Raw genomic sequence first — 26,327 nt, 5'->3', positions numbered from 1 at the left:
GCGGAACGGTGAAGCGGGTCCGGAGACCCCGGACCCGCTTCCGACCGGCGTGATCCGGTCCCGTCCTGAAGAGCCGTCAGGCCCTAGACGACGAGCGACAGCAGCAGCACCAGTGCGCCCGCCACCACCGAGATGATCGTCTCCATGACGGACCACGTCTTGATGGTCTGGCCGACGTCCAGGCCGAAGTACTCCTTCACCAGCCAGAAGCCCGCGTCGTTGACATGGCTGAAGAAGAGGGAGCCCGCGCCGATCGCCAGGACGAGCAGCGCCGTGTGCGTGCTCGACATGTCGGCCGCCAGCGGCGCCACCAGCCCCGCCGCCGAGATGGTGGCCACGGTCGCTGAGCCCGTCGCCAGCCGGATGATCACGGCGATCAGCCAGGCGAGCAGCAGCGCGGGGATCGACCAGTCCTTGGAGATCTCCAGGATCATCCGGCCCACACCGGAGTCGATCAGGGTCTGCTTGAAGCCGCCGCCCGCGCCCACGATCAGCAGGACACCGGCGATGGGCGCGAGCGACTTCTCGACGGTCGTCGAGATGCGGTCCCGGGTGAAGCCGGCCGCGCGGCCGAGGGTGAACATGCCCACGATCACGGCGGCGAGCAGCGCGATCAGCGGCGCTCCGACGACGTCGAAGACGCGCTGTGTCATGTTCTCGGGGTCGTCGACGACGATGTCCACCAGCGCCTTGGCCAGCATCAGCACGACGGGCAGCAGCATCGTGGCGAGCGTGGCACCGAAGCTGGGGCGCCGGTCCAGGTCCTCGGAGGCGCGCTGCGGGATCATGCGGTCGGGCGCCTGGACGTCCACCCAGCGGGCGGCGTAGCGGGAGAACACCGGACCGGCGATGATCACGGTCGGGATGGCGACCAGGACACCGAGGGCGAGGGTGATGCCGAGGTTCGCCTTGACCGCGTCGATCGCGACCAGCGGACCGGGGTGCGGCGGAATGAGACCGTGCATCACCGACAGGCCCGCGAGGGCCGGGATGCCGATCCGCATCAACGTGTAGTTGCCGCGCCGCGCGACCATCAGCACCACCGGGATCAGCAGCACGATGCCGACCTCGAAGAACAGCGGCAGGCCGATCACGGAGGCGATGAGCACCATCGCCCAGGGCATGGCGCGACCGCCCGCCTTCGCCAGGATGGTGTCGACGATCTGGTCGGCGCCGCCCGAGTCGGCGAGCAGCCGGCCGAGTATCGCGCCGAGGGCGATCAGCACACCCACGCCGGCCACGGTCGACCCGAGCCCGTTGGAGAAGCTGACGATGACCTTGTCGAGCGGGGCTCCGGCGAACGCGCCGAGGGCGAGCGAGCCGATGGTCAGGGCCAGGAAGGCGTGCAGTTTGAACTTGGTGATGAGCAGGACGATGACGGCGATGCCCGCCAGCACGGCTGTGCCCAGTTGAGCGTGGCCCGCCGAGGTGATCGGTTCGACGGTGTCCGCTGCCAGCATCTCGACACTGAGTCTGGTCACGGTGATTCCCTTGCTTGTGGAAGGTCGCGGGGGAAGGTGGTGCGGGGTGGCCGCTCCCGGGAGGAGGCAGCGCTGAACCCGGCGCGGGCGCTGCGCCCGCGAGGTGACGCGGCGAGGCGCCCGAGGTGAGGGGTGCGGTTACTGCGGCGGTGCGAGGTGCGCGAGGGCGGCCACGGCCCGCTCGGTGATCTCGGCGGGCTCGCCGGAGACGTCCACCTCGACTCCCGCCTCGTCCGCCGCCAGCGGCTGGAGCGTGGCGAACTGGGAGTCCAGGAGGGCGGTGGGCATGAAGTGGCCCTTGCGGTGCGACATCCGGTCCTCGATGAGCTGTCGGTCACCGGTGAGATGCACGAAGGCGATGCCCGGGGCGGCGGCACGCAGCCGGTCCCGGTAGCCGCGCTTGAGAGCCGAGCAGCTGACCACGCCGCCGAGGCCGGCCCGGTCGTGCGCCCATCGGCCGATGGCGTCCAGCCAGGGCGCGCGGTCGTCGTCGGTCAGCGGCGTCCCGGCCGACATCTTGGTGATGTTGGCCTGCGGATGGAAGTCGTCGCCCTCGGCGTACGGAACACCGAGCCGGGCCGCGAGCAGCGGTCCGATGGTGGTCTTGCCGGTACCGGCGACGCCCATGACCACAAGGACATGAGGGGTGGGACTGTGCTGCATCGGGCTCTCGCTGTCTTCGTCGACATCTGATGTCGACGCCACTGAAACGCATTAGGTACGACAAATTCAAGAGTGTGTGACGTATAAGTCTGACTTTTTGATTGTGGCGTCCGCCTCGTACGCTGACGTCATGACCACACGGGGCCGGGGGCTGCACGGACGAGTACTGGAATCCCTCGGACCGGCCATCACGGCGGGCGACTACCCGCCGGGAAGCGTCCTACGCACCGACGAACTCGCCCAGCGCTTCGAGGTGTCCCGCTCCGTGATGCGCGAGGCGGTCCGGGTCCTCGAATCCATGTACCTGGTCGAGTCCCGCCGCCGCGTGGGCGTGACGGTCCGCCCCAAGTCCGAATGGAACGTCTACGACCCCCAGGTCATCCGCTGGAGACTGGCCGGCTCCGACCGCCCCCACCAGCTGCGTTCCCTCACCGTGCTGCGCTCCGCCCTCGAACCGGTCGCCGCCGGACTCGCCGCCCGGTACGCCACCGCCGCCCAGTGCGCGGAACTCACCGAGTGCGCGCTGGGCATGGTCGCCACCTCACGCGGGCACCAGCTGGAGGGCTATCTCGTCCACGACGTCGCCTTCCACCGCGTGATCCTCAACGCGTCCGGCAACGAGATGTTCGCCCGCCTCGGGGACGTCGTCGCGGAGGTCCTGTCCGGCCGGACCCACCACGAGGTCATGTTCGCGGACCCCGACCCCGCCGCCGTCACCCTGCACGTCAAGGTCGCCGAGGCCGTCCGCGAGGGCGACGCCGCGCTCGCCGAGCGGCTCACCCGGGAGATCACGGTCGGCGCACTCCAGGAACTGGACATCCTGGCGCCCTGACCTGAGGACTCGGACGGTCAGTCGAGGAAGTCGCCGTCCACGTAGACCCAGGCGCCGTCGACCCGCTCGAACCGGCTGCGCTCGTGCAGCGAACCGCCCCGGTACCCGGCGCGGAAGGTGACGGTCCCGGTCGTGTGGAACGCCGAGCCCTGCTCCGTGCCGAGGATCTCCAGGCCCGTCCACCGCATCCCGGGGTCGAACTCCACCCGGGCGGGACGCGTCCGCGGATGCCAGGTCCGCAGCAGATAGGCCTCGTCCTCCTGGACGAAGGCGCAGTACCGCGACCGCATGAGGGCCTCGGCGCTCGGCGCCGCGGACTCACCGCGGTGGAAGCGCCCGCAGCACCGCGCGTACGGCTCGGCGAGCCCACAGGGACAGGAACGGCTGGTCATCGCGTCATTCTCCCCGTACTCGGGCCGAGTCGGCGTTCGTGGGCGGATAACCGGGCCGGGCCGGCAGCACCTGCGCGGCGGGGGAGGGCAGCGGCGGGAGCGCCGTCTCGTACAGCCAGGCCGTGAAGAGGTCGTCCAGCGGCTCGGCGGTGTGGCGCGCGACGTGCGTGGTGAACACGGACGTGGTGACCACACCGCTCCGGTGCAGCACCGTCCAGCCGCGCAGCATACGGAAGAACGCCTCGTCGCCCAGCGCGCAGCGGATCGCGTGCACCGCCAGCCCGCCGCGCTCGTAGAGCCGGTCGTCGAACATCAGCTTGCGGCCCGGGTCGGACAGCAGCAGATCCTGCGGCAGCGCCGACAGCTTCCGGTGCGCGGCCGAGGCCAGCCGGTGGGCCGTCCGTCCGCCGGAACGCTCCGACCACAGCCACTCCGCGTACTTCGCGAGGCCCTCGTTCAGCCAGATGTGCCGCCAGTCGGCGATCGACACGCTGTTGCCGAACCACTGGTGCGCCAGCTCGTGCGCGATCAGCCGCTCCGAACCCCGCGCACCGTCCACGTGGTTGGCGCCGAACAGCGACAACCCCTGCGCCTCGACCGGGACGTCGAGCTCCTCCTCGGTCACCACCACCGCGTACTCACCGAACGGATACGGCCCGAAGAGATCCTGGAAGAGCTCCATCATCGCGGGCTGCCGCGCGAAGTCCCGGGAGAACTCGGGGAGCAGCCGCGCGGGCAGATGCCCGGACTGCGGCACGCCGACCAGACCCGGATCGCCGAGCAGCACCGTCTGGTACTTGCCGATCGACAGGCCGACCAGATAGCTGGAGGTCGGCGCCGACTGCTCGTACACCCAGGTCGTCGTGGACGCCTTCGTCGTCCGCGTCAGCAGACGCCCGCCCGCCACCACCGCGTACGCGGAGGGCGTGGTGATCGAGATCTGGTACGCCGCCTTGTCGGCCGGCCGGTCGTTGCACGGGTACCAGGACGGCGAACCGACCGGCTGGCTCGCCACCAGCGCGCCGTCCTCCAGTTCCTCCCAGCCGATCCCGCCCCACGGACTGTTCACCGGCCTGGGGTTGCCCGACCACTGCACCTCGACCGTGAACGCGGCACCGGCCCGGACCGGCTTCGGCGGACGGATCCGCAGCCGGCCCCCGCGGTGCGTGTAGTGCGCCGCCTTCCCGTCGACCCGGATGCGGCCGATCCGGAAGTCCGCCAGGTTCAGCTGGAACTCGGCGAGCGCCGACCGGCCCGCTATGGCGTTGAGCCGTGCGGTGCCGGAGAGCCGGTTCGGGGCGGGGCGGTAGTCCAGCGCGAGTTCGTACCGGTGCACCCGGTAACGGGGATCGCCGTTGGCCGGGAAATAGGGGTCCGGTCCCGCTGTCTGCTGAACGCTCACTGCTGCGACTGCTCCCTGCCCTGTGCTCGGCGTACCGCTGTACCGCCCTTCGTTGCCGACCGGCCGACGTCTTCTACGAGCGCCACGCCTCGATCGGGTTGCCCAGCCAGCGGGTGTCGTCGGGAACGGACTCCGCCGCCATCACGAGCGACGCGGGACCCAGGGTCGAGCGGGCCCCGACGGTGCTGCCGGGCAGGACGATTCCGCCCGGGCCCAGGGTGGCGCCCTCACGGAGCACCACAGTATCCGTCCGCAAGATCCGGTCGTGGAAGAGGTGGGTCTGCAGGACACAGCCCCGGTTCACCGTGGTCGCGTCCTCCAGTGTCACCAGGTCCGTCTCGGGAAGCCAGTAGCTCTCCACCCACGTACCCCGCCCGATGCGCGCACCGAGTCCGCGCAGCCACGCCGTCATCAGCGGAGTGCCCGGCACCGAACCCGCCAGCCACGGCACGGCGACGACCTCCACGAAGGTGTCGGCCAGCTCGTTGCGCCACACGAAGCCGCTCCACAGCGGATGTTCACCGGCACGGTGCCGGCCCACCAGCAGCCACTTCGCCACCACCGACACCAGGCACCCGAGCACCCCGGCGGCCGGCAGCACCGCTCCCGGGAACACCCACGCCCAGGGACCCAGCGCACACAGCGCGGCGACGGTCAGGACCGCCAGCGCGGCCGAGCAGAACACCGGCACGATCCGGCACGCCTCCACCAGACCGCGCGCCCACAGCAGCCGGGCCGGCGGGTCGTACGTACGGCTCTGGTCGCCGTCCTGCGTCGAGCGCGGCAGCTTCACCGGCGGCAGACCCAGGTACGAGCTGCCCTTCTTCGCCTTCTTCGGCGTCGCCGACAGCACGCCCACCAGACCCCCGTCCGGCACGCTGCGGCCCGGCGCCGTCATCCCGGAGTTGCCGAGGAACGCCCGGCGGCCGATCTCGGCCCGCCCGATGCGCATCCAGCCGCCGCCGAGCTCGTACGGCGCGGTCAGCGTGTCGTCGGCGAGGAAGGCACCCTCGCCGACCGTCGTCAGACTCGGCAGCGCGAGGACCGTCGAGATCTCGGCGCCCCGCCCGATCCTCATCCCGAGCAGCCGCAGCCACACCGGCGTGATCAGCCCCGCGTACAGCGGGAACAGCGTCTCCCGCGAGCGGTCCATCAGCTGCGTGACCGACCACGCCTGCCAGCCGATCCGGCTGTGCGTGGGATGCGTGCCCTCTCGCAGCCCGAGACTCAGCAGCCGCACGAGGACCAGGAGCACCAGCGCGTACGCCAGACCGAAGGCGAGCGTCGCCGGCACCAGCGCGATCGCCGCACCGCGCAGCGCCGTACCCAACCCGGCGTCCGCGCTCACGAAGACCCGCGCCACGAGCAGCGCCGCGACGGCGGCCAGCACCGGAAGCGCCGTGAGCGCGAAGCCGCTCACGCCGTACATGACCCGCCAGTACGTGCCGCGCCGCGGCCGGTCCTTCGGCCACGCCCGCTTCGCCTTGCCCAGCTTGCCCGCCGGGGCACCCGCCCAGCGCTGCCCGGTCGGGATCTGCCCGACGACCGCCGAGCCGGGCGCCACCTCGGCACGCTTGCCGACCCGGGCCCCCGGGAACAGGATGCTGCGCGTCCCGACGACGGCACCGGCGCCCACCTTCACCGCGCCGATCTCCAGCCGGTCACCGTCCAGCCAGTACCCCGACAGGTCCACCTCGGACTCCACGGCGGCACCCCGGCCCAGCTTGAGCATGCCGGTCACCGGCGGCAGCGAGTGCAGGTCCACGTCCGGGCCCACCCGGGCGCCCAACGCGCGGGCGTACCGCTCCAGCCAGGAACCCGTCAGGGAGGTCGCGCCACTGAACTCGGCGAGCCGCTCCGCCGTCCACAGCCGCAGATGGACGGAGCCACCCCGCGGATACCGGCCGGCCTTCAGCCCGCGCAGCAGCAGCCGCGCCCCGCCGGCCGCGATCGCGAGGCGTCCCGGCGGGCTGAACAGCACGAGAGCGCCGACGCCCACCAGCCACCACGACGTGCTCGGTGCCCACGGGTACGGGCCGAACCAGTGCAGGACGTTCCCGAGCGCGGCGAGCGCCACGGTCCAGCGCAGGCCGAGCAGCGTGAACAACGGCATCAGCACGAGGAGCTGGATCACCTTCGCGCGCATCGGTACCGGCGCGACCGTACGGCCGGCGCCGTCGTCCTGGACGGACTTCTCCAGATGACGGGCCAGCTTGCGCAGAACGGGCTGCTGGTAGATGTCGAGCACCGCGGCGCTCGGGTAGCGGGTCCGCAGCCGGGTGGTGAGCTGGGCGGCGGCGAGACTGCTGCCGCCGATCGAGAAGAAGTCGTCGGCCGAACCGCCGACGGGGATACCGAGCACCTCGCTCCACTGCTCGGCCAGCCACGCCTCGGTGCCGTAGAGCTGCTCCTTCGCGCCGCCGGACTCCAGCCCCTCCAGCGGCCAGGGCAGCGCGTTCCGGTCGACCTTGCCGGACGTCCGGGTGGGCAGGTCCTCGACCGGCGCGAGCAGCGGTACGAGTGCGGCGGGCAGTTCGGCCCGCAGCTTCTCGACCGCGGTCGCGTGGTCCCAGCCGTCCTGCGTCACGACATAGCCCACCAGGAGCTGGTTGCCGCCGCGGGCCCTCCGTACGGCGGCGGCGGCGCCCGCGACGCCGGGCAGCCCCTGGAGAGCCGCGTCCACCTCACCCAGTTCGATCCGGCGCCCGCCGAGCTTGATCTGCTCGTCCGCACGCCCGAGGAAGACCAGCCCCTCCGGTTCGGCCCGGACCAGGTCACCGCTGCGGTACGCCCGCTCCCAGCCCAGGGAGGCGAGCGGCGCGTACTTCTCCGCGTCCTTCTCGGCGTCGAGGTAGCGGGCGAGCCCGGCCCCGCCGATCACCAACTGGCCGCTCGCGCCCATCGGCACCAGCTCGCCGGCCTCGTCGACGACGGCCAGCTCCCAGCCGTTCAGCGGCAGCCCGATCCGGATGGGCTCCTCACCGGTCAACAGCGAGGCACAGGCCACCACGGTCGCCTCGGTCGGCCCGTACGTGTTCCACACCTCGCGGCCCTCGGTCACCAGGCGCTGGGTCAGCTCGGGCGGGCAGGCCTCACCGCCGAAGATCAGCAGCCGGACCTCGTTGAGGGCCTCCGGCTCCCACAACGCGGCGAGAGTGGGCACGGTGGAGACCACGGTGATCTCCTGCTCGACCAGCCAGGGTCCCAGATCGGCGCCGCTGCGCACCTGGGAGCGGGGCACCGGCACCAGGCAGGCGCCGTACCGCCAGGCGAGCCACATCTCCTCGCAGGAGGCGTCGAAGGCGACGGACAGGCCCGCCATGACCCGGTCACCGGGGCCGATCGGCTCCTCGGTCAGGAAGAGGTCCGCCTCGGCGTCGACGAACGCGGCGGCGCTGCGGTGGCTGACGGCCACGCCCTTGGGCTTGCCCGTGGAGCCGGAGGTGAAGATGATCCACGCGTCGTGCTCGACGCCGGGGCGTGCGGCGGGCACCTCGGAGCGGCTCCCGGCCGTCAGCTCGTGCCCGGCCCCGACGACCGCGCGCACGCCCGCCTCGCCGAAGACCAGCTCGGCCCGCTCGTCCGGGTCCTCCGCGTCCACCGGGACGTAGGCGGCACCGGCCGCGAGGACGCCCAGAATCGCGACGTACAGCTCGTTCGTGCCGGACGGGACCCGTACACCGACCCGGTCGCCGAGCCCGACCCCCGCCTGCGCGAGCCGCCACCGCATGGCCTCGACCTCCGCGGCCAGCTCACGGTAGGTGAGGGCGCGCCGCCCGTCGTCGAGAGCGGGCTCGTCGGGGTACGCCCGGACGGAGGCGTCGAGGATGTCGACGAGGGTGCGCGGCGATGCGGCCGGGGCGGCGGAGAAGCGCGCCCGGTCACCGAACTCCGCGCGCACCTCGTCGTCGGACAACGCGACTGCGGGGCCTTGCTGGAGGGCTGCCATCGGGTCCTCACGTGTTGTTCCCGGGAGACTCCGGGGCGCTGGTGGGCCCGCAGGTACGCCTGGGGATATTCCGGTCCAGCTCCGAGCAAGCCTGGAATTTTAGTACGACGCTAGCCCCGGGCCTGGTCATCAGCCATGCGAGGGCCTCTCCCGGGTCAGCGGAACGTCTGATTCCGGTGTCCTGACGTGGAGGTATGTCAGCGTGACGAGATCTGCCCCACATCTGTCCGTGACGCCGCGGACACACGGAGCGAGGGCTCTCTCCCGGCGGCCCGGCATCACGAGTGAGGGCCCCGACCTGACGGTCGGGGCCCTCACTCTTCTGTGTGTCCGAGGGGGGACTTGAACCCCCACGCCCGTTAAAGGGCACTAGCACCTCAAGCTAGCGCGTCTGCCATTCCGCCACCCGGACAAGGTGTCTGTCGCGCGGGGTTTCCCTCGCGGCGACAGAGAAAACATTACCAGGCTTTCCAGGAGCCCCGATCACCCCCCGTCGCGGCGTGAACGGCGTGTGACGGGCCGGGACCTGCCTTGGGGAGAGCGGGGTGGGAGAGGGAGGATGAGGGGGACCACCAGCGGCGACAGCGGGAGGAAGCAGCGTGAGCGACACCGGCACGACCAGCAGCGTCACGGGCCAGGACGAGGTCGTGGACCTCTGCCGCGAGCTGATCCGGATCGACACCAGCAACTACGGAGACCACTCCGGCCCGGGTGAGCGCAAGGCCGCGGAATACGTCGCCGAGAAGCTCGCCGAGGTCGGACTGGAGCCGCGGATCTTCGAGTCCCACCCGGGCCGCGCCTCCACGGTGGTCCGCATCGAGGGCGAGGACCGCTCGCGGCCCGGACTTCTGATCCACGGCCACACCGACGTCGTCCCCGCCAACGCGGCGGACTGGACCCACGACCCCTTCTCCGGCGAGATCGCCGACGGCATGGTGTGGGGCCGCGGAGCGGTCGACATGAAGGACATGGACGCGATGACGCTGGCGGTGGTGCGCGAGCGGATGCGCACCGGCCGCAAGCCCCCGCGCGACATCGTCCTCGCCTTCCTCGCCGACGAGGAGGCGGGCGGGACGTGGGGCGCCCGGCACCTCGTCGACAAGCACCCGGACCTCTTCGAGGGCGTCACGGAGGCGATCGGCGAGGTCGGCGGCTTCTCCTTCACGGTCAACGAGAAGCTCCGGCTCTACCTGATCGAGACCGCCCAGAAGGGCATGCACTGGATGAAGCTGACCGTGGACGGCACCGCCGGCCACGGTTCGATGATCCACAAGGACAACGCGATCACCGAGCTGTCCGAGGCCGTCGGTCGGCTCGGCCGGCACAAGTTCCCGGTGCGTGTGACGAAGACGCTGCGGCACTTCCTCGACGAGCTGGGCGACGCCCTCGGCACCGAGCTCGACCCCGAGAACATGGACGAGACGCTCGCCAAGCTCGGCGGCATGGCCAAGCTCATCGGCGCCTCCCTGCAGAACACCGCCAACCCGACCCAGCTCGGCGCCGGCTACAAGGTGAACGTGATCCCCGGGCAGGCCACCGCCCACGTCGACGCCCGCTACCTGCCGGGATACGAGGAGGAGTTCCTCGCCGACCTCGACCGCATCCTCGGTCCGCGCGTGAAGCGCGAGGACGTGCACGCGGACAAGGCCCTGGAGACGAGCTTCGACGGCGCCCTCGTCGACGCGATGCAGACCGCTCTCTCCGCCGAGGACCCGATCGCCCGCGCGGTGCCCTACATGCTCTCGGCCGGCACGGACGCCAAGTCGTTCGACGACCTCGGCATCCGCTGCTTCGGCTTCGCCCCGCTGAAGCTGCCGCCGGAGCTGGACTTCGCGGGCATGTTCCACGGTGTGGACGAGCGGGTGCCGGTCGACGCGCTGCAGTTCGGCGTGCGCGTACTGGACCGCTTCATCGACGCGTCGTGACGTTGACGCCGACATTCGCCCGCCCGTACGAAGATCGCCCGGCACGGGTGAATGTGCTCATCAGCTCGTAGCTCTACTACTCCTTCCTCGTTACAGGTGTTGCGATCAGCTACTTGGGATCGCATTTGCCTACAAGGAGGAATAATGATCAAGAAGGTCGTCGCCGCTGCGGCTGCCACTGGTGGTCTGGTTCTCGCGGGTGCGGGCCTGGCTGTCGCCGACTCCGGTGCTCAGGGTGCCGCCGTGCACTCCCCGGGCGTCGTCTCCGGCAACGTCATCCAGGTGCCCGTTCACATCCCCGTGAACGTCTGCGGCAACACGGTCTCCGTGATCGGGCTGCTGAACCCCGCCTTCGGCAACACCTGCTTCAACAAGTGACGTCGTGCCCCGTCTCCCGACGGGGCACCCCATGGGGTCACCTCATGAGGGTCACTTCGTGAAGGTCTGAGCTCGTCGGCCCCGGAGTGCGCGCCATGCGCTCCGGGGCCGACCTGCTTTCCGCGTACACGTCTCGTGGGCGTGCGCGCGTTCTGGATGGTCCACGTCCCAAGGACTGAGGCAGGGATACAGCTATGCGACAGGTCACCCGCAAAGGCCTGATGACCGTGGCCGCGGCGAGTGGTGTGATCGCCGTGACCGGCGTGTCCGCGCACGCCGACACGGGAGCGAACGGCTCGGCGTCGGACTCGCCCGGCGTGCTCTCGGGCAACACGGTTCAGGTACCGGTGCACGTACCGGTCAACGTCTGCGGCAACACGGTGAGTGTGGTCGGGGTGCTCAACCCGGCCGTCGGCAACAAGTGCGCGAACCAGAGCGGCCGGGGCGGCCCGTCCGGTGGCTACGGCGGATCCCACTCCGCCGGTGGCTCCCGGGCCGGCGGCCACGCGACCCGCTCACCCGGCGTCGGCTCCGGCAACCACGTACAGGTGCCGATCGACGCCCCCGTCAACGTGTGCGGCAACAGCGTCAACGTCATCGGGATCGGCAACGCGACAGCCGCCAACGGCTGCGCCGACGACTCGACCGGCGGCCACTCCACCACCCCGCCGGGAGGCGGCCACCCGGGGACACCCGGCCACCCGGGCCACCCCGGACATCCGGGCACGCCCGGTCACCCCGGCAACCCGGGCACCCCCGGCCACCCCGGTCACGGGGGTCATCCGGGCCAGCCGGGTCACCCCGGTCAGCCGGGTCACCCGGGCCATGGCGGTCACCCCGGTCACCCCGGTCAGCCGGGTCACCCGGGTCAGCCCGGACACCCGGGGCACCCGGGGCACCCAGGGCACCCGGGCCATGGAGGTCACCCGGGTCAGCCCGGACATCCGGGTACGCCGGGTCAGCCCGGACACCCGGGCCAGCCCGGTCAGCCCGGGCACGGACATCACGGCCACCACGGCCACTCGGGTCACCCCGGTCAGCCGGGCAACCCCGGAACGCCTGGTCAGCCGGGTACTCCGGGACAGGCCGGCGGCACGTCAGGGTCGGGCGGCGGCAAGCACCGGGCCGGCGTCTCGCAGGTGACGCACCTGGGCGCGCGGTCCACGGTCCGGACGCCGCAGGCAGCGCAGAACGGCCCCGCGCAGCTCGCGCACACGGGCAGCGAGCTGCCCATCGGTGCCGTCGTCCCGGCCGGAGCGGCCGCGCTGCTCGCAGGCGCCGTGCTCTTCCGCCGGGCGCGCTCGGCACGGGTGTGATCCCGCACGGCACAGATGTGATCACGACGCCACGGCTTCCCCGGTGGCGTCGTGCCGGAGTGGGCCCCGCGAAGGCGGGGCTCCTCCCGTTCCAGCGCCCTTACGTCACCACGTCGCCCGCACCTGGCGGATGATCCGCCGGCGCAGCCGCACCCTGCGGCTGCCGTCGCGGAGCAGACTCAGGCGGTCCAACTCCCAGTGTCCGTACTCGGCATGGTCCGTCAGCAGACGTGTCGTCTCCTTGCGGGAAACCCCGCGAGGCACGTACACGTCGACAAATTCGTATTCCGGCATCGCATCTATTGTGCGGGCAGAGGCCCGGTACGGATAGCGTCTGCACTATGTCTGATGCTGTGCAGCCCACCGCTGCCGAGGTACGAGCCGCCGCCGAGGCGGTCAAGACCGCTCTCGACCGTCACCTGGCCGCGGTCGAGCGCAGGACGGGCGACGACGACCCGGCCGTATACGAAGCGTTCAACGAGCTCGCCGCCGCGGCCGAGGAGTACGACGAGCTCCTCTATGACCGCTACGACGAGGTCACCCCCTTCGAGATCCCCGGCGGCGACGACACGCTGCCTCCGTACACCGGCCCGGAGGAGCCGAACGCGCTGAGTGTGGTGATCCGCCGGGACTACTCGGTGGTGGAGCCGCAGCGACTGCTGGCGCAGGCCCAGCGCGTGGAGGCCGTCGAGGAGGACGGTGCCACCGCCACCGAGGGCTTCGACGCGGCGTCCGGCACCTTGCACGGGGCGCTCGGGGTCCTGTTCGGCGAGTTCGAACCGGACGAGATCGCCTCCCGGCACAAGGAGTTCGGGCTGGAGGAGGGCGACTCCACCCTGTGGGTGACCGCGGCCGACGAGTCCGCCGAGCCCGGCGAATGGCTGGAGGCCCCCTTCGAGGCGATCGACCCGCAGCGCGTCGTGTGCCGCTTCGACGTCAGCGCGGTGTTCGACGACGAGTCGGACGACGAGGACCTCGAGGACGACCTCGACGCCGACGCGGAGCTGGTGGACCCGCTGGACGCGGACCGCTGAGGCGCGGTCCGGTACAGATCTGAGGCGTCACCTCGCCGGCAGGTACGGGGGTGGCGGTCACCGGGACACGGTGACCGCCACCCCCGTTTCCGTCGGCCAGGTCGAGTCGACCGGACCGGACCGGACCGGAGCCGAAGGTCGCTGGCGCGGTGGCTTCCGGTGCGACGGCCCTGCTGAGCGGGGAGCCCCGGTCAGCTCGCCGTCGCCGCCGGTGTCTGGGCCTTCAGCAGGGCCGGCAGACGGGTGGTGCGGGGCTTCTGCGGGACCTCCGCCACGGCGTGCTGCAACGCCTGCTCCACGCCGTGCACGACGGACAGATGCCGCTCCGCCCGTCCGAAGGCCGTGTACACCCACGGGCGGGTCAGGGCCGCCGCCGCGTCGCCCGGGAGCACCACGACCACGGCGGGCCGGCGCAGTCCCACCGCTTGGTGCGCGGTGAGTGCCCAGGCGTGTCGCACGGTCTGCTCGACCCGCTCCTTCGCCACGACGACGGGTTCGCCGGCGCACTCCAGGTGCAGTCCGTCGGCGTCGGCCTTCACCACCCGGCCCAGCAGGACGCGGCCCGGCGCGGGGGAGTAGGCGATCCGGTCGTCCGGGTCGAACCCCCCGAAGCGACCGGGGCCGGGATTCAGCCGCTCCTTGAGAGCGGTGTTCAGCGCGCGGGTGCCGACCGCGCCGCCGTGCCCGGGCGTGATCACCTGGGTCTGCTCCGCGGGAATGCCGATCGCCCGCGGCACCGAGTCGGCGACGAGCTGCACCGTGCGGTGCACCGCCTCCCCGGCGTCGCGCACCGGAACGATCACGACCTCCTTGCCGGGCGCCTCCACCTGGTTGAGCTCGCCGATGCCGATGCCCGAGACCAGCTCTCCGACGGGTCCGGGGTCGGGTGTCCGGGAGGCCACCTGCGGGCAGGCGCGGGCGGCGATCAGGTCGGCGAAGACCCGCCCCGGGCCCGCCGACCACAGCACTCCTGGGTCACCGCTCAGCACGAGGCGGGCCCCGTCCGGCAGGGACTCGGCGAGCACGGCGGCCGTCTCGACGTCGAGCTGCGGCGCGTCGAGGACGACCAGGACGTCCAGGTCCAGAGCCCCGTCGGCGTCGCGGCCCGGACCCTCCGCACCGGAGAGCAGCCCTTCGACGGTGGCGGTGCCGGTGGCTTCGCCGTGGCCCGCGGTGTCCTGGGCGGGTCCGGCCAGCAGCTGTGTGAGACGGTCACGGCCGTCGGCGGTGTGGGCGGCGGCCCAGCCGCGCAGACCGAGGCCGCGGGTCACGTGCAGCAGCGCCGCCACCTCGGACCGGGAGGCGTCACCACCGGTGTGCAGCACCAGGCCGTGGGCGGCCGCCGCGCGGATCAGCTCGCCCGCGGAACGGGGCGCGGCACCGGCGGCCTCCTCCCAGTCGGCGGCCGAACCGTCCGCCTTGGGCACCGAGTTCATGATCCGGCCCAGTCCGTCGGAGAGGCTCTCCTCGGCCAGCGCGTACCGCTCCAGGCCGATGAGGATGCGCACCGGGCGCTCCTGCGGCTCCTCCGAGTCGTCCTGCGGCGCCGCCGGCGCCGGGTCCAGGGCGTCCTGGAAGACCAGGGCGTCGCCCTCCGCGAGCGCGGCCTGCACGGCGGCGTCCGGATCGGGCACGGCGCGCTGCGCGAGCGCCGCGACGAGCGCGGGAGCGTCCAGGGCGGTGTGCCCCGCCACGGCGGCCTGTTCCAGGAGCCACACGGTCAGCGCCCGGCCCCGACGCTCGTCGTCCGGACCGCACCCGTCGCCGAGCAGCGCCCGCGCGAACCCGTCCGCCGGCTCGGGCCGCACCCCGGCCACCCGCAGCAACTGCCAGGGGTCCTCACGCAGTTGACTGTCGGCGCCCTCGCCCAGCGTGGCGACGACCTGGGGCGCGAGCGTCTCCGGCGCGCCTCCCTCGGTCAGCACGGCCCGGACGGCGTCGACGGCCTCCGGCGCGGCGGCACTCGGTGAGGCGGCCTGGGCTGCGACGGGCCCCGGCCGCCGCGCCGGCTCCTCGACGACCCGGCGCGGCGGGGGCGTCGGCTCACGGAAGGCGGTGGCCACGGGCTTCTCGCCGCTCTCCACGGCCCGTACGGCCGCGAGCAGGTCCGCGGCCGTGCCGCTGAGCTTGGTCCCGGCCGCGATCGGCGTCTGCTTCTCCGCCTTCCGCCGCTTGATCCGCTCGCGCTCCAGCCGCTGGGCCGCCAGCTCCGCCGCCGCCTCGGACACCTGGGCGGCGGCCTCGGCCTCCGTGGCGGTCCCCGTCCCGGCTGTTGCCTCGGCGTCGGTATCGCCGCCGCCTGCGCCGTCCCCGGCTTCGGCGCCGGTGCCGGCCTCCGCGGCCGGGCGCGTCCCGTCGTCCGTCCCCGCTCCTTCCGGCGCGGTCCCGTCCCCGTCCCCGGAGAACGTGCCCGACGCACCCGCGTCCGCGCCCGTGTCCTGCGGGTCGCCCGCGGTCGAGTCCGCGCCCGGCGCCCCCGGCTCCGCTTCCTCCGTGGTCTCGGGCTCCGTGCTCACAGCGTGCTCCAGTCGTGATCGGGATAGTGGTGCACCGGGGCCGACACGTCGTCGAGGGCCCGGCAGATCTCGTCAGGAAGACTAAGGGTCTCCACTGACAACGCGGCCGTGAGCTGCTGCGCGTTGCGCGCGCCGACGATCGGTGCGGCGACGCCGGGTCGGTCGCGGATCCACGCGAGCGCGACCTGCAGGGGCGTCACGGCAAGCCCGTCCGCCGCGATCGACACCGCCTCCACGATGCTGCTCGCCGTCTCGTCGAGATACGGCGCCACGAACGGCGCGAGGTGCTCCGACCCGCCCCGCGAGTCGGTCGGCGTTCCGGCCCGGTACTTGCCGGTGAGCACGCCCCGCCCGAGCGGCGAGGAGGGCAGCAGGCCGACACCCAGGTCGAGGGCGGCCGGCAGCACCTCCCGCTCGATGCCCCGCTGGAGCAGGGAGTACTCCATCTGCGTGCTGGCCAGACGCGTGCGTATGCCGGGCGCGGCGAGCTGCCAGGTGGCCGCCTTGGCGAGTTGCCAGCCGCAGAAGTTGGACACGCCCGCGTACCGGGCGCGGCCACTGCTGACCGCCAGGTCGAGGGCCTGGAGGGTCTCGTCCAGGGGCGTGTGGGGGTCGTAGGCGTGGACGTGCCACAGGTCCACGTAGTCGGTGCCCAGGCGGGCCAGTGAGGCGTCCAGGGCCGACAGCAGATGGCTGCGCGAACCGTCGAAGCGGCGCTCGGGGTCCGGCACGCTTCCGGCCTTCGTCGAGATGACCAGGTCGCGGCGCGGCACGAGCCCCTCGACCAGGCGTCCCAGCAGGTACTCGGCCTCCCCGTCGCCGTACACGTCCGCCGTGTCGACGAGGGTCCCGCCCGCTTCCCAGAACGCCTTCAACAGGTCCGCCGCGTCGTGCTCGTCGGTGTCCCGGCCCCAGGTGAGGGTGCCGAGTCCGATCCGGGACACGCGCAGGCCGGTACGGCCGAGATGCCTCTGCTCCATGAACGCCGAGATTACTGTCCGGAACCGGCCGCGTGGGGGCCTGTGGACAACCGAAATCCCACCGATCGCCGCACGTGACGGCCCGCGGTCCGGAACCGGGGCGGCCACCGGCGTACGCGGGCGCACGGACCTCGCGTCGACAGGGGCTCAGCGAGGCCCCGGGCCCAGTTCACCGAGGAGTTCGGCGAGGAGGCCCGGACCGTGCGACGGGCAGGCGCCGACAAGGCCGAAGGTGCCGCTCCCCGGCCGTGGCGTCCGCACGCTAGGGTCTCGGCCAAGGGACGTTACTGATCGGTAAGGGGAATCGGCCATGCAGCTCGGCATCAACCTCGGCTACTGGGGCGCGGGAATGGACGCGGACAATCTCGCCGTGGCCCAGGAGGCCGACCGGCTCGGGTACGCCGTCTGCTGGGCCGCCGAGGCCTACGGCTCCGACGCCGCCACCGTGCTCAGCTGGGTCGCCGCCCAGACCGAGCGCATCGACATCGGCTCGGCCATCTTCCAGATCCCGGCCCGCCAGCCGGCCATGACCGCGATGACCGCCGCGACCCTCGACTCCCTGTCGGGCGGCCGCTTCCGCCTCGGGCTCGGCGTCTCGGGACCGCAGGTCTCCGAGGGCTGGTACGGCGTCAAGTTCGACAAGCCGCTGGCCCGCACCCGCGAGTACGTGGAGATCGTCCGCAAGGCCATGACCCGCGAGCGGCTGTCGTTCGAGGGCGAGCACTGGACCCTGCCGCTGCCGGGCGGCCCGGGCAAGCCGCTCAAGCTCACCGTGCACCCCGAACGCGAGCACATCCCGCTGTACGTCGCCGCGATCGGCCCCAAGAACCTGGAGCAGACCGGCGAGATCGCGGACGGCGCGCTGCTCATCTTCCCCTCGGCCGAGCACCTGGAGGAGACCGCGGTCAAGCACCTGCGCGCGGGCCGGGAGAAGGCGGGCAGGACGATGGACGGCTTCGACGTCTGCCCGACCCTGCCGCTCGCCCTCGGCGACGACAAGGACGTCAGCGCGCTCGCCGACATGTTCCGCCCGTACACCGCCCTGTACGTCGGCGGCATGGGCAGCCGGAAGCAGAACTTCTACAACCAGCTCGCCCAGCGCATGGGCTACGAGAAGGAAGCCGCCGAGATCCAGGACAAGTACCTGTCCGGCGACAAGGAGGGCGCGGCGGCCGCCATCCCGCACGCGCTGATCGACCAGACGACCCTGCTGGGCTCGGTCGACCGCATCGCCGACCGGATGACGGCGTACGCCGCCGCCGGTGTCACCACGCTCACGCTGGCTCCGGCGGGCTTCACCCTGGAGGACCGGATCGCCTCGCTGCGGGCCGGTTCCGACGCCCTGGAGCGCGCCGGACTGGCGTAACCGCGCCGGAACGGATCCGGTGGAAGTCTGCGGCCGTGGTGGGGGCTCGGGGGTCTTCCCCGCCACGGCCGTCACGGGGAACAACGCGCCGGCGGCCCCTTGGTTACGCGCCCGGGCCCGGTTCTGCGTCCGTCGTTCGGCGGATTTGTCCGACACATCGGTTGCCGGTCGCCCGACATCCCATTTGACTCGTTTTCTGCGGAACCCTGCGGAGAGGTGTCAGAGATGCTTTCGGCCAAGAGTCTGTTCCAGGAGATCCTCGACAACGACGAGTCGTACCGGCTCTTCTGCTCCATCGCGGCCAGCGGGGAGTCGCAGGGCGGCTGGGAGAACGCCAGGATCGCCGCCCTGGTCCCGGCGGGCGAACGCGACCTCGCCCCCAAGATCGCCCGCCACGGCGCCGACGAGGACAAGCACGGGCGGATCTTCAACGCCCTCATGAGGAAGCGCGGGCTGGAACCCGTCGAGGTCCCGGCCGACACCGACTACACGATGCTCCTGGAGCGGCACGGCATCGGCCTGGCGCACGAGCAGCTCAAGGGCGACCGGCCGCTCACCGTGCAGGACGTCGTCACCTACCTGGCCCACAGCCGGGTCACCGAACAGCGCGCCTCCGAACAGATGGACCTGTTGCGCAAGCACTTCGCCGACCACCCCGACCTCGGGCGCGCGGTGAAGATGATCTCCAACGACGAGGACAACCACCTCGCCTACTGCCACGAGGAACTGCTGCGCTTCGCCCACGCCGGCCACGGCCGCGCGATCCAGCGGACCCTGCGGACCTGCGCGCACGCCGAGATCCGCGTCTACCGGGACGTGAGCCTCGCCGTGATGGCCCACATGGGACACATCCTCGGCTGGTCCCGCGCGAAGGCGGCCGTCCTCGCCGCGGGCATCCACGCCGTGTACGCGTACGAGCGGGCCGTGGGCTGGCGCCGGATGGTCTCGCTGGAGATGCCGGAGCGGCGCGGCGCCCTCGACGGCCCCGCCACCACCGCGCCCGAGTTCGCCTGACGGCGGCGGGCCGCCGCTACAGCCAGCCCCGCCGCTTGAACTGCCGGTACAGCAGGACCTCCAGCACGACCATGATCCCCACCACGGCCGGATACGACCACACCCAGTGCAGCTCGGGCATGTGGTCGAAGTTCATGCCGTAGATCCCCGCGATCATTGTGGGGACCGCCGCCATCGCGGCCCAGGCGGAGATCTTCCGCATGTCGTCGTTCTGCCGCACGCTCATCTGAGCGAGATGCGCGGAAAGGATGTCGGACACCAGCCGGTCCAGACCCTCCACCGACTCGTTGACCCGCATCAGGTGGTCGTTGACGTCCCGGAAGAAGGGCTGCGCGTCGGCGTTCACGAACGGCAGCGGCGCCGTCGCGAGCCCCGCGCCCGAGAGCCGGGTCAGCGGCGCCGCCAGCGGCACCGTGGCCCTGCGGAACTCCTGGACCTGCCGCTTGAAGCCGTAGATCCGCGATGCCGTGTTCCGTGAACCGCCGAGCTGCGGCGAGAACACCTCCGCCTCCAGCTCCTCCAGGTCGGTGCCGAGTTCGGTGGACACCTCCAGGTAGTGGTCCACCGTGGCGTCCGCGATCGAGTACAGCACCGCCGTCGGCCCGTGCCGCAGCATCTCGGGATCCGCCTCCAGACGACGCCGTACGGCCGCGAGCGGCGACTCCTCGCCGTGCCGCACGGTCACCACGAACGAGTCCCCGAGGAAGACCATCACCTCGCCGGAGGAGACGGCGTCGCTCTCCGGTTCGTACGCCACCGGCTTCAGGACCATGAAGAGCGAGTCCTCGTACAGCTCCAGCTTCGGCCGCTGATGGGCCTTGAGGGCGTCCTCGACGGCCAGCGGATGCAGCCCGAACTCCTCGGTGACCAGGCCGAACTCCCTCTCGGTGGGCTCGTACAGGCCGATCCACACGAAGGCGTCGCCCTCGGCACGGCACTGTGCGAGGGCGTCGGAGAGGTCGTCCGGGCCCTCCGTCCGTTTACCGTCCCGGTAGATGGCGCAGTCGACGATCACGGAGCGTATTCTCCTGTCCTTGGGGCCCTGTCGCACTCCGGCCGCCGCTGTCCACAGCGCCCACCGGGTCCGCGAGCCGTCCGTCTACCCTGGGCCGCATGCCCACCCTGATCCTCGTCCGGCACGGACGTTCCACCGCCAACACCGCGGGCCTGCTCGCCGGCTGGACCCCCGGCGTCGCCCTCGACGAGCGCGGGACCCAGCAGGCCGCGGCACTGCCCGGGAGGCTCGCCGGGCTGTCGATCGCCGAGATCGTCGCCAGCCCCCTCCAGCGCTGCCAGGAGACCGTCCGGCCGTTGCGGGAGGCCCGCCCCGAGGTGCCCGCGCACAGCGACGAGCGCATCGGCGAGGCCCACTACGGCGACTGGTCGGGCCGCAAGCTCGCCGAGCTCAAGGACGAGCCGCTGATGGAGGTCGTCCAGGCGCATCCGTCCGCGGCCGCGTTCCCGGGCGGCGAGTCGATGCGGGCCATGCAGACGCGGGCCGCCGAGGCGGTGCGCGAGTGGAACGCGCGCGTGGAGCGCGACCACGGCAGCGACGCGGTCTACCTCATGTGCTCGCACGGCGACATCATCAAGGCGCTCGTCGCCGACGCACTCGGACTTCATCTCGACCTCTTCCAGCGGATCTCTGTTGAACCGTGTTCCATCACAGCGATCCGTTACACCCGCCTGAGGCCATTTCTCGTGCGGCTCGGGGACACCGGCGACTTCGCTTCCCTGGCGCCGCGTGAGGAACCCCCGAGCGGCGACGCCCCGGTCGGGGGCGGCGCGGGCGCACCGTGATCGTCGGCCGCAGTAGGGTGAAGCGGTCGAAGCAGCGCAGTAGTTGTCAGCAAGTTCTCAGCAGCCGATGCGGGGCGGCGCGGTCAGCCGTCCCTCATGCCGATCCAATGGAGACAGGACGTGTCCCGTCAGGTGTTCCTCTACGACCCCCCGGACCGCTTCGTGGCCGGTACGGTCGGGTTGCCCGGGCGCCGTACCTTCTTCCTGCAGGCCACCTCGGGGCCCCGGGTGACGAGCGTGGCCCTGGAGAAGACCCAGGTCGCCGCACTCGCCGAGCGGATGGAAGAACTCCTCGACGAGGTCGTCCGGCGCACCGGCGGCAGCGCCCCGGTCCCGGCGATGGCCCCCACCGAGGTGTCCGACACCGCCCCCCTCGACACACCCGTCGAGGAGGAGTTCCGCGTCGGCACCATGGCGCTGGCCTGGGACGGTGACGAGCAGCGCATGATCGTCGAGGCACAGGCCCTCGTGGAACTGGAGGCGGAGTCCGACGAGGACCTCGCCGAGGCCGAGGAGCGTCTCCTCCAGGACGAGGAGAACGGCCCGCCGATGCTCCGGGTCCGCCTCACCGGAGCCCAGGCCCGCGCCTTCGCCAAGCGGGCCCTCGACGTCGTCAACGCGGGCCGCCCGCCCTGCCCGCTGTGCAGCCTCCCGCTCGACCCGGAAGGACACGTATGTCCGCGCCAGAACGGATACCGCCGCGGAGCGTGACGACCGCCGAGCTGCTTGCCCGGGGCGAGCTGAAAGTACGCGGACAGATCCGTGAGGCCTCGAACGCGGTGCTCTACTGCTCCGTGTCGTACGAGGGCCGCGAGGCGTTCTGCGTCTACAAACCCGTCGCCGGCGAGCGTCCCCTGTGGGACTTCCCCGACGGCACGCTCGCCCAGCGCGAGGTCGCCGCGTACGAGGTGTCCGAGGCGACCGGATGGGGGCTCGTGCCCACCACCGTGCTGCGCGACGGACCCTACGGCGAGGGCATGTGCCAGCTGTGGATCGAGCCCTCGGGCGGCGAGGACGGGGAAGGCCTGCTCGCGCTCGTGGAGGGCGAGGAGCCGGCCGAGGGGTGGAAGGCGATCGGCTTCGCCGAGGTCGGCGAGGGCGAGACGGCTCTGCTCGTGCACGCCGACGACGCCCGGCTGAGGCGGCTCGCCGTCCTCGACGCGGTGATCAACAACGCCGACCGCAAGGGCGGCCACCTGCTGCCCACCGGCGAGGGCCGCCTCTACGGCATCGACCACGGGGTCACCTTCAACGCCGAGAACAAACTGCGCACGCTGCTGTGGGGCTGGGCCGGCGAGCCGCTCACGGCCGAGGCGGTGGGGGTTCTCACCTCCCTGCGGGACGCCCTGGCCCCGGGGGAGCCACTGGCCACCCGGTTGGCCGAACTCGTCACCGCCGCCGAGATCGAGGCCACGCGCGGGCGCATCGCGGCCATGCTCACGTCCGGCAGGCACCCCGAGCCCAGCGGCGAGTGGCCCGCCATCCCCTGGCCGCCGGTGTAGCGCGCGAGCGCCGCTCCGGCCGGGGCGGCGCACCGCGCAAGAGGGCCTTCCCGGCCATCTCGGGCTGGCCGGTTCGTATACGGAAGTTCCGTCCGGTTAGTCTCATGACATGTATGCCTGGCCCGCTTCCGACGTCCCCGCCCTGCCCGGTGAGGGCCGCGACCTCCGGATCCACGACACCGCGACGGGTGGGCTCGTCACCCTCGACCCCGGTCCCGTCGCCCGTATCTACGTCTGCGGCATCACGCCGTACGACGCGACCCACATGGGGCACGCGGCGACCTACAACGCGTTCGACCTCGTGCAGCGCGTGTGGCTCGACACCAAGCGGCAGGTTCACTACGTCCAGAACGTGACGGACGTCGACGATCCGCTGCTGGAGCGGGCCGAGCGCGACGGCGTCGACTGGGTGGGCCTCGCCGAGAAGGAGACCGCCCTCTTCCGCGAGGACATGACCGCCCTGCGGATGCTGCCGCCGCAGCACTACATAGGCGCCGTCGAGGCCATACCCGGCATCGTGCCGCTCGTCGAGCGGCTGCGGGACGCGGGGGCGGCCTACGAGCTCGAGGGCGACGTCTACTTCTCCGTCGAGTCCGACCCCGACTTCGGCAAGGTGTCCAACCTGGACGCCGCGACGATGCGTCTGCTCTCCGCCGAGCGCGGCGGCGACCCGGACCGGGCCGGCAAGAAGAACCCCCTCGACCCGATGCTGTGGATGGCCGCCCGTGAGGGCGAGCCGAGCTGGGACGGCGGTTCGCTGGGCCGCGGGCGCCCCGGCTGGCACATCGAGTGCGTCGCCATCGCCCTCGACCACCTGGGCATGGGCTTCGACGTCCAGGGCGGCGGTTCCGACCTCGCCTTCCCGCACCACGAGATGGGCGCCTCGCACGCGCAGGTGCTGACGGGCGAGTTCCCGATGGCCAAGGCGTACGTCCACGCCGGCATGGTCGGTCTGAACGGCGAGAAGATGTCGAAGTCGAAGGGCAACCTCGTCTTCGTGTCCCAGCTCCGGCGCGACGGCGTCGACCCGGCCGCCATCCGCCTCGCGCTCCTCGCGCACCACTACCGGGCCGACTGGGAGTGGACGGACGCGGTCCTCGCCGAGGCGGTCGCCCGCCTGGAGGACTGGCGGGCCGCTGTGTCCCGCCCCGACGGACCGCCGGCCGAGGCGCTGGTCGAGGAGATCCGCGCCGCGCTCACCGACGACCTGGACGCTCCGGCCGCGCTCGCCGCGGTCGACCGCTGGGCCGCGCTCCAGCACGGCACGGGCGGTACGGACGAAGGCGCCCCCGGCGTCGTCTCGCGTGCCGTGGACGCCCTCCTGGGCGTGGCGCTGTAACGGTTCCCCCTACGATCGGGCGCCGGGCGGAGTGATCCGCCCGGCGCCCTGTGCGTGCCGCCGTCCGCCGCCCCACTGTTCAAGCACTGGCGAGACGGGTGTCATGTGCCGGGAGGGCAGCGGTCGTTGACGACATGGCGGAGGGGCGGGGCGCGTCGTGCGCGCCCCGCCCCTCCGCCGTACTGCTCTCCTGCTCAGCCGGTCGACTCGTGGTCCCGCCGCTCCGCTCAGTCCTCGGAGGGGTCCGACGTGTCGGAGGGTTCGGAGGGGTCCGAGGTCTCCGGGTCCGGCGCTCCCGACGGACGCGGGGAGTCCCGGGAGCCGGGCGCGCGTCCCCGGGGGTCCGAGCGGGTCCCGCCGGCCGTCTCGTCCGTCCCCTTGCGCGGGTCGGTGTCCGAGCCGCCGTCCTGTCCCGCGTCGGACTCGGGTCGTTGCGGCATCGGCGGACGCCCCCGCTCGCCGGGCATGCCCGGGGTGTCGCGGAGGTACGACTCGCCACTCTCCGTCGCGTGGCCGCCCGGCCCTGCGGCCGGGCCGCCGCCGTCCCTGCGGCGCAGGTAGCGCTCGAACTCGCGCGCGATCGCCTCGCCGGACGCCTCGGGGAGCTCGGCGGTGTCCCGGGCCTCCTCCAGCGTCTGTACGTACTCGGCGACCTCGCTGTCCTCGGCGGCCAGTTGGTCGACCCCGAGCTGCCAGGCCCGCGCGTCCTCGGGCAGCTCGCCCAGCGGGATCCGCAGGTCGATGAGGTCCTCCAGGCGGTTGAGGAGGGCCAGGGTCGCCTTCGGGTTGGGCGGTTGCGACACGTAGTGCGGTACGGCGGCCCACAGCGACACCGCCGGGACACCGGCGTGGGTGCACGCCTCCTGGAGGATGCCGACGATGCCCGTGGGGCCCTCGTACTTGGTCTCCTCCAGGTCCATCGTGCGGGCCAGGTCGGCGTCCGAGGTGACGCCGCTGACCGGCACCGGACGGGTGTGCGGGGTGTCACCGAGCAGCGCGCCCATGATCACCACCAGCTCGACGCCCAGCTCGTGCGCGAAGCCGAGCAGTTCGTTGCAGAACGAGCGCCAGCGCATCGACGGCTCGATCCCGCGGACCAGCACCAGGTCGCGGGGCTTGTCGCCGCCGACCCGGACCACCGACAGGCGCGTCGTGGGCCAGGTGATCTTGCGGACGCCGCCGTCCAGCCAGACGGTGGGCCGGTTGACCTGGAAGTCGTAGTAGTCCTCGGCGTCGAGCGCCGCGAACACCTCGCCCTTCCATTCCTTGTCCAGGTGCGCGACCGCCGTGGAGGCGGCGTCGCCGGCGTCGTTCCAGCCCTCGAACGCGGCCACCATGACTGGGTCGATCAGCTCGGGAACCCCCTCCAGCTCGATCACCCAGCGCCTCCTTCCGATGTGCCCTCGCGTACGCACCAACCTTACGGCGTGCCGAGGGGCCCGCTGCAGCCCCCTCGCACGGGGGAGTGAACGGATCACTGCCCCGTCCGGGGCCCTGAAACACGCCGGACCACCGTCCCGGACGACCCGTCAGTCATCCGAGCTGTACACGATCAACTCGCCCGAGCGGCCGGACCCTTGCCCTCTGGCCGTCCCATAGGTCGGATGACGGCGAGAGGTCGGATGTCCCCGCGGCGCCCCGCCCCGGCGCCGGGGCGAGGGGAACGTCGGGCCGAGCGGTGCCTACAGCGTGGACCTGAGCCACTGCTCCACACTGGCGATGTGCACGGTCGCCCAGGACCGCGCCGCCTCCGCGTCCCGGTCCCGCAGGGCGGCCAGGATGGCCCGGTGTTCGTGCAGGGTGCGGCTGACGGCGTCCTCCTGGGTCAGCCCCCGCCAGACCCGCGCCCGGGTGGTGGGCCCGGACAGCCCGTCGAGGAGCGAACAGAGCACCGAGTTGCCCGAGGCCCGCACGATGCCCCGGTGGAAGTCCAGGTCCGCGGCGACGAGTTCCTCCACGGACGGCTCCGGACCCAGCTTGGCCAACTGATCCGCGAGGGCGTCCAGTTCCGCCTCGCCGATGAGCGTGGCCGCCATCGCGGTGGCCGCGGGCTCCAGGATGCGGCGCACCGCGAGGAACTCCAGGACCGTGTCGTCGCGGTGGAAGTCCACGACGAAACTCAGGGCCTCCAGCAGCAGTTGCGGGTCGAGGCTCGTGACGTACGTGCCGTCGCCCTGGCGCACGTCCAGGATGCGGATGAGAGACAGGGCCCGGACGGCCTCCCGCAGGGAGTTGCGGGACAGCCCCAGGTCGGCCGCCAGCTCGCTCTCCTTGGGGAGCCGGTCGCCGGGACGCAGCGCGCCGGAGACGATCATTGCCTTGATCTTCTCGATCGCCTCGTCGGTGACTGCCATGGCGGGGCCTCCTGGTGGCTCAGGATGTCCCCTCAGACATCCGATGTCTCAGCCGTCATTATGCGGGGTGCGCCGGCCCGCACA

The 26,327-nt window shown here is 72.2% G+C and carries 22 protein-coding genes and 1 tRNA gene; 11 read left to right on the top strand and 12 right to left on the bottom strand.

Going from position 1 to position 26,327, the window contains the following annotated elements; all coding sequences use genetic code 11:
- Positions 1 to 83: 83 nt before the first annotated feature.
- Together B0675_RS34490 and B0675_RS34485 are read right to left on the bottom strand one after the other, a co-directional pair.
- Positions 84 to 1,481, bottom strand: coding sequence for a gluconate:H+ symporter (locus tag B0675_RS34490; protein ID WP_081223527.1), 1,398 nt, complete (start codon positions 1,479 to 1,481; stop codon positions 84 to 86).
- A gap of 138 nt (positions 1,482 to 1,619) precedes the next feature.
- Positions 1,620 to 2,144 (bottom strand): gluconokinase, encoded by a 525-nt coding sequence (locus B0675_RS34485; RefSeq protein WP_081223526.1) that lies wholly within the window; start codon positions 2,142 to 2,144, stop codon positions 1,620 to 1,622.
- A 130-nt stretch (positions 2,145 to 2,274) separates the two neighbouring features.
- On the opposite strand from B0675_RS34485, the gene B0675_RS34480 reads away from it, so the two are divergent.
- The gene (locus B0675_RS34480; protein WP_081224046.1) at positions 2,275 to 2,976 is read left to right on the top strand and encodes a FadR/GntR family transcriptional regulator; all 702 of its coding nucleotides are present in this window, start codon (positions 2,275 to 2,277) and stop codon (positions 2,974 to 2,976) included.
- Between the two features lie 17 nt (positions 2,977 to 2,993).
- Here the strand turns inward: B0675_RS34480 and B0675_RS34475 are convergent, their stop codons facing one another.
- The 4 genes from B0675_RS34475 to B0675_RS34460 form a co-directional block, all read right to left on the bottom strand.
- Positions 2,994 to 3,368 carry a YchJ family metal-binding protein gene (locus tag B0675_RS34475; protein WP_081223525.1) on the bottom strand — a complete coding sequence of 125 codons (375 nt, stop codon included), beginning with the start codon at positions 3,366 to 3,368 and terminating at the stop codon, positions 2,994 to 2,996.
- A 4-nt stretch (positions 3,369 to 3,372) separates the two neighbouring features.
- The gene (locus B0675_RS34470) at positions 3,373 to 4,770 is read right to left on the bottom strand and encodes a M1 family metallopeptidase (protein WP_081223524.1); all 1,398 of its coding nucleotides are present in this window, start codon (positions 4,768 to 4,770) and stop codon (positions 3,373 to 3,375) included.
- Positions 4,771 to 4,843: 73 nt separating this feature from the next.
- Positions 4,844 to 8,719, bottom strand: coding sequence for a Pls/PosA family non-ribosomal peptide synthetase (locus B0675_RS34465; protein WP_081223523.1), 3,876 nt, complete (start codon positions 8,717 to 8,719; stop codon positions 4,844 to 4,846).
- 327 nt (positions 8,720 to 9,046) lie between these two features.
- Positions 9,047 to 9,131, bottom strand: a tRNA-Leu gene (locus B0675_RS34460).
- A gap of 187 nt (positions 9,132 to 9,318) precedes the next feature.
- On the opposite strand from B0675_RS34460, the gene B0675_RS34455 reads away from it, so the two are divergent.
- From B0675_RS34455 to B0675_RS34445, 3 genes are all read left to right on the top strand, one after another.
- On the top strand, positions 9,319 to 10,644 hold the full coding sequence (locus tag B0675_RS34455) for a M20/M25/M40 family metallo-hydrolase (RefSeq protein ID WP_081223522.1): 1,326 nt from the start codon (positions 9,319 to 9,321) through the stop codon (positions 10,642 to 10,644).
- Between the two features lie 144 nt (positions 10,645 to 10,788).
- Positions 10,789 to 11,022: a chaplin ChpH gene (chpH, locus tag B0675_RS34450; protein ID WP_081223521.1), complete on the top strand. Its 234-nt coding sequence runs from the start codon at positions 10,789 to 10,791 to the stop codon at positions 11,020 to 11,022.
- A 194-nt stretch (positions 11,023 to 11,216) separates the two neighbouring features.
- Positions 11,217 to 12,338, top strand: coding sequence for a chaplin (locus B0675_RS34445; RefSeq protein WP_081223520.1), 1,122 nt, complete (start codon positions 11,217 to 11,219; stop codon positions 12,336 to 12,338).
- A 105-nt stretch (positions 12,339 to 12,443) separates the two neighbouring features.
- Here B0675_RS34445 and B0675_RS34440 read toward each other — a convergent pair whose 3' ends face one another.
- Positions 12,444 to 12,632: a DUF5703 family protein gene (locus B0675_RS34440; protein ID WP_081223519.1), complete on the bottom strand. Its 189-nt coding sequence runs from the start codon at positions 12,630 to 12,632 to the stop codon at positions 12,444 to 12,446.
- A gap of 47 nt (positions 12,633 to 12,679) precedes the next feature.
- Between B0675_RS34440 and B0675_RS34435 the strand changes: the two genes are divergently transcribed.
- The gene (locus tag B0675_RS34435) at positions 12,680 to 13,372 is read left to right on the top strand and encodes a hypothetical protein (protein WP_081223518.1); all 693 of its coding nucleotides are present in this window, start codon (positions 12,680 to 12,682) and stop codon (positions 13,370 to 13,372) included.
- A 191-nt stretch (positions 13,373 to 13,563) separates the two neighbouring features.
- On the opposite strand, the gene B0675_RS34430 is transcribed toward B0675_RS34435, so the two are convergent.
- Positions 13,564 to 15,888 carry a helix-hairpin-helix domain-containing protein gene (locus B0675_RS34430; RefSeq protein WP_081223517.1) on the bottom strand — a complete coding sequence of 775 codons (2,325 nt, stop codon included), beginning with the start codon at positions 15,886 to 15,888 and terminating at the stop codon, positions 13,564 to 13,566.
- Positions 15,885 to 16,868 carry an aldo/keto reductase gene (locus B0675_RS34425; protein ID WP_081223516.1) on the bottom strand — a complete coding sequence of 328 codons (984 nt, stop codon included), beginning with the start codon at positions 16,866 to 16,868 and terminating at the stop codon, positions 15,885 to 15,887. The genes B0675_RS34430 and B0675_RS34425 overlap by 4 nt, the downstream gene beginning before the upstream one ends.
- Before the next feature lie 310 nt (positions 16,869 to 17,178).
- Between B0675_RS34425 and B0675_RS34420 the strand changes: the two genes are divergently transcribed.
- Both B0675_RS34420 and B0675_RS34415 read left to right on the top strand, forming a co-directional pair.
- Positions 17,179 to 18,234, top strand: a complete 1,056-nt coding sequence (locus B0675_RS34420) for an LLM class F420-dependent oxidoreductase (RefSeq protein WP_081223515.1) — start codon at positions 17,179 to 17,181, stop codon at positions 18,232 to 18,234.
- 225 nt (positions 18,235 to 18,459) lie between these two features.
- Positions 18,460 to 19,248, top strand: a complete 789-nt coding sequence (locus tag B0675_RS34415; protein WP_081223514.1) for a hypothetical protein — start codon at positions 18,460 to 18,462, stop codon at positions 19,246 to 19,248.
- A gap of 16 nt (positions 19,249 to 19,264) precedes the next feature.
- Here B0675_RS34415 and corA read toward each other — a convergent pair whose 3' ends face one another.
- Entirely contained in the window at positions 19,265 to 20,263 is a 999-nt protein-coding gene (gene corA, locus B0675_RS34410) for a magnesium/cobalt transporter CorA (RefSeq protein WP_081223513.1), read from the bottom strand.
- 98 nt (positions 20,264 to 20,361) lie between these two features.
- On the opposite strand from corA, the gene B0675_RS34405 reads away from it, so the two are divergent.
- The 4 genes from B0675_RS34405 (at position 20,362) to mshC (ending at position 23,889) form a co-directional block, all read left to right on the top strand.
- On the top strand, positions 20,362 to 21,048 hold the full coding sequence (locus B0675_RS34405) for a histidine phosphatase family protein (protein ID WP_081223512.1): 687 nt from the start codon (positions 20,362 to 20,364) through the stop codon (positions 21,046 to 21,048).
- Between the two features lie 120 nt (positions 21,049 to 21,168).
- Entirely contained in the window at positions 21,169 to 21,759 is a 591-nt protein-coding gene (locus B0675_RS34400) for a DUF3090 domain-containing protein (RefSeq protein WP_081223511.1), read from the top strand.
- Positions 21,723 to 22,550 (top strand): SCO1664 family protein, encoded by an 828-nt coding sequence (locus B0675_RS34395; RefSeq protein WP_081223510.1) that lies wholly within the window; start codon positions 21,723 to 21,725, stop codon positions 22,548 to 22,550. The genes B0675_RS34400 and B0675_RS34395 overlap by 37 nt, the downstream gene beginning before the upstream one ends.
- Before the next feature lie 109 nt (positions 22,551 to 22,659).
- Entirely contained in the window at positions 22,660 to 23,889 is a 1,230-nt protein-coding gene (gene mshC / locus B0675_RS34390) for a cysteine--1-D-myo-inosityl 2-amino-2-deoxy-alpha-D-glucopyranoside ligase (RefSeq protein WP_081223509.1), read from the top strand.
- A gap of 227 nt (positions 23,890 to 24,116) precedes the next feature.
- Here the strand turns inward: mshC and B0675_RS34385 are convergent, their stop codons facing one another.
- Together B0675_RS34385 and B0675_RS34380 are read right to left on the bottom strand one after the other, a co-directional pair.
- Positions 24,117 to 25,268, bottom strand: coding sequence for a PAC2 family protein (locus tag B0675_RS34385; protein WP_081223508.1), 1,152 nt, complete (start codon positions 25,266 to 25,268; stop codon positions 24,117 to 24,119).
- A gap of 303 nt (positions 25,269 to 25,571) precedes the next feature.
- Positions 25,572 to 26,243: a FadR/GntR family transcriptional regulator gene (locus tag B0675_RS34380; RefSeq protein WP_081223507.1), complete on the bottom strand. Its 672-nt coding sequence runs from the start codon at positions 26,241 to 26,243 to the stop codon at positions 25,572 to 25,574.
- Between the last annotated feature and the right edge of the window lie 84 nt (positions 26,244 to 26,327).

This window comes from Streptomyces sp. M41(2017), from assembly GCF_002078175.1.
In the GTDB taxonomy this organism is placed as follows: domain Bacteria; phylum Actinomycetota; class Actinomycetes; order Streptomycetales; family Streptomycetaceae; genus Streptomyces.
This window is presented reverse-complemented; position numbering and strand designations above follow the sequence as displayed.

Excerpts from the sequence above, each read along its gene's own strand:
- B0675_RS34485 (WP_081223526.1), bottom strand. The coding sequence starts at position 2,144 with ATGCAGCACAGTCCCACCCCTCATGTCCTTGTGGTCATGGGCGTCGCC.
- B0675_RS34480 (WP_081224046.1), top strand. The coding sequence starts at position 2,275 with ATGACCACACGGGGCCGGGGGCTGCACGGACGAGTACTGGAATCCCTC.
- B0675_RS34475 (WP_081223525.1), bottom strand. The coding sequence starts at position 3,368 with ATGACCAGCCGTTCCTGTCCCTGTGGGCTCGCCGAGCCGTACGCGCGG.
- B0675_RS34465 (WP_081223523.1), bottom strand. The coding sequence starts at position 8,719 with ATGGCAGCCCTCCAGCAAGGCCCCGCAGTCGCGTTGTCCGACGACGAG.
- chpH (WP_081223521.1), top strand. The coding sequence starts at position 10,789 with ATGATCAAGAAGGTCGTCGCCGCTGCGGCTGCCACTGGTGGTCTGGTT.
- B0675_RS34445 (WP_081223520.1), top strand. The coding sequence starts at position 11,217 with ATGCGACAGGTCACCCGCAAAGGCCTGATGACCGTGGCCGCGGCGAGT.
- B0675_RS34440 (WP_081223519.1), bottom strand. The coding sequence starts at position 12,632 with ATGCCGGAATACGAATTTGTCGACGTGTACGTGCCTCGCGGGGTTTCC.
- B0675_RS34435 (WP_081223518.1), top strand. The coding sequence starts at position 12,680 with ATGTCTGATGCTGTGCAGCCCACCGCTGCCGAGGTACGAGCCGCCGCC.
- B0675_RS34425 (WP_081223516.1), bottom strand. The coding sequence starts at position 16,868 with ATGGAGCAGAGGCATCTCGGCCGTACCGGCCTGCGCGTGTCCCGGATC.
- B0675_RS34420 (WP_081223515.1), top strand. The coding sequence starts at position 17,179 with ATGCAGCTCGGCATCAACCTCGGCTACTGGGGCGCGGGAATGGACGCG.
- B0675_RS34415 (WP_081223514.1), top strand. The coding sequence starts at position 18,460 with ATGCTTTCGGCCAAGAGTCTGTTCCAGGAGATCCTCGACAACGACGAG.
- B0675_RS34405 (WP_081223512.1), top strand. The coding sequence starts at position 20,362 with ATGCCCACCCTGATCCTCGTCCGGCACGGACGTTCCACCGCCAACACC.
- B0675_RS34395 (WP_081223510.1), top strand. The coding sequence starts at position 21,723 with ATGTCCGCGCCAGAACGGATACCGCCGCGGAGCGTGACGACCGCCGAG.
- mshC (WP_081223509.1), top strand. The coding sequence starts at position 22,660 with ATGTATGCCTGGCCCGCTTCCGACGTCCCCGCCCTGCCCGGTGAGGGC.
- B0675_RS34380 (WP_081223507.1), bottom strand. The coding sequence starts at position 26,243 with ATGGCAGTCACCGACGAGGCGATCGAGAAGATCAAGGCAATGATCGTC.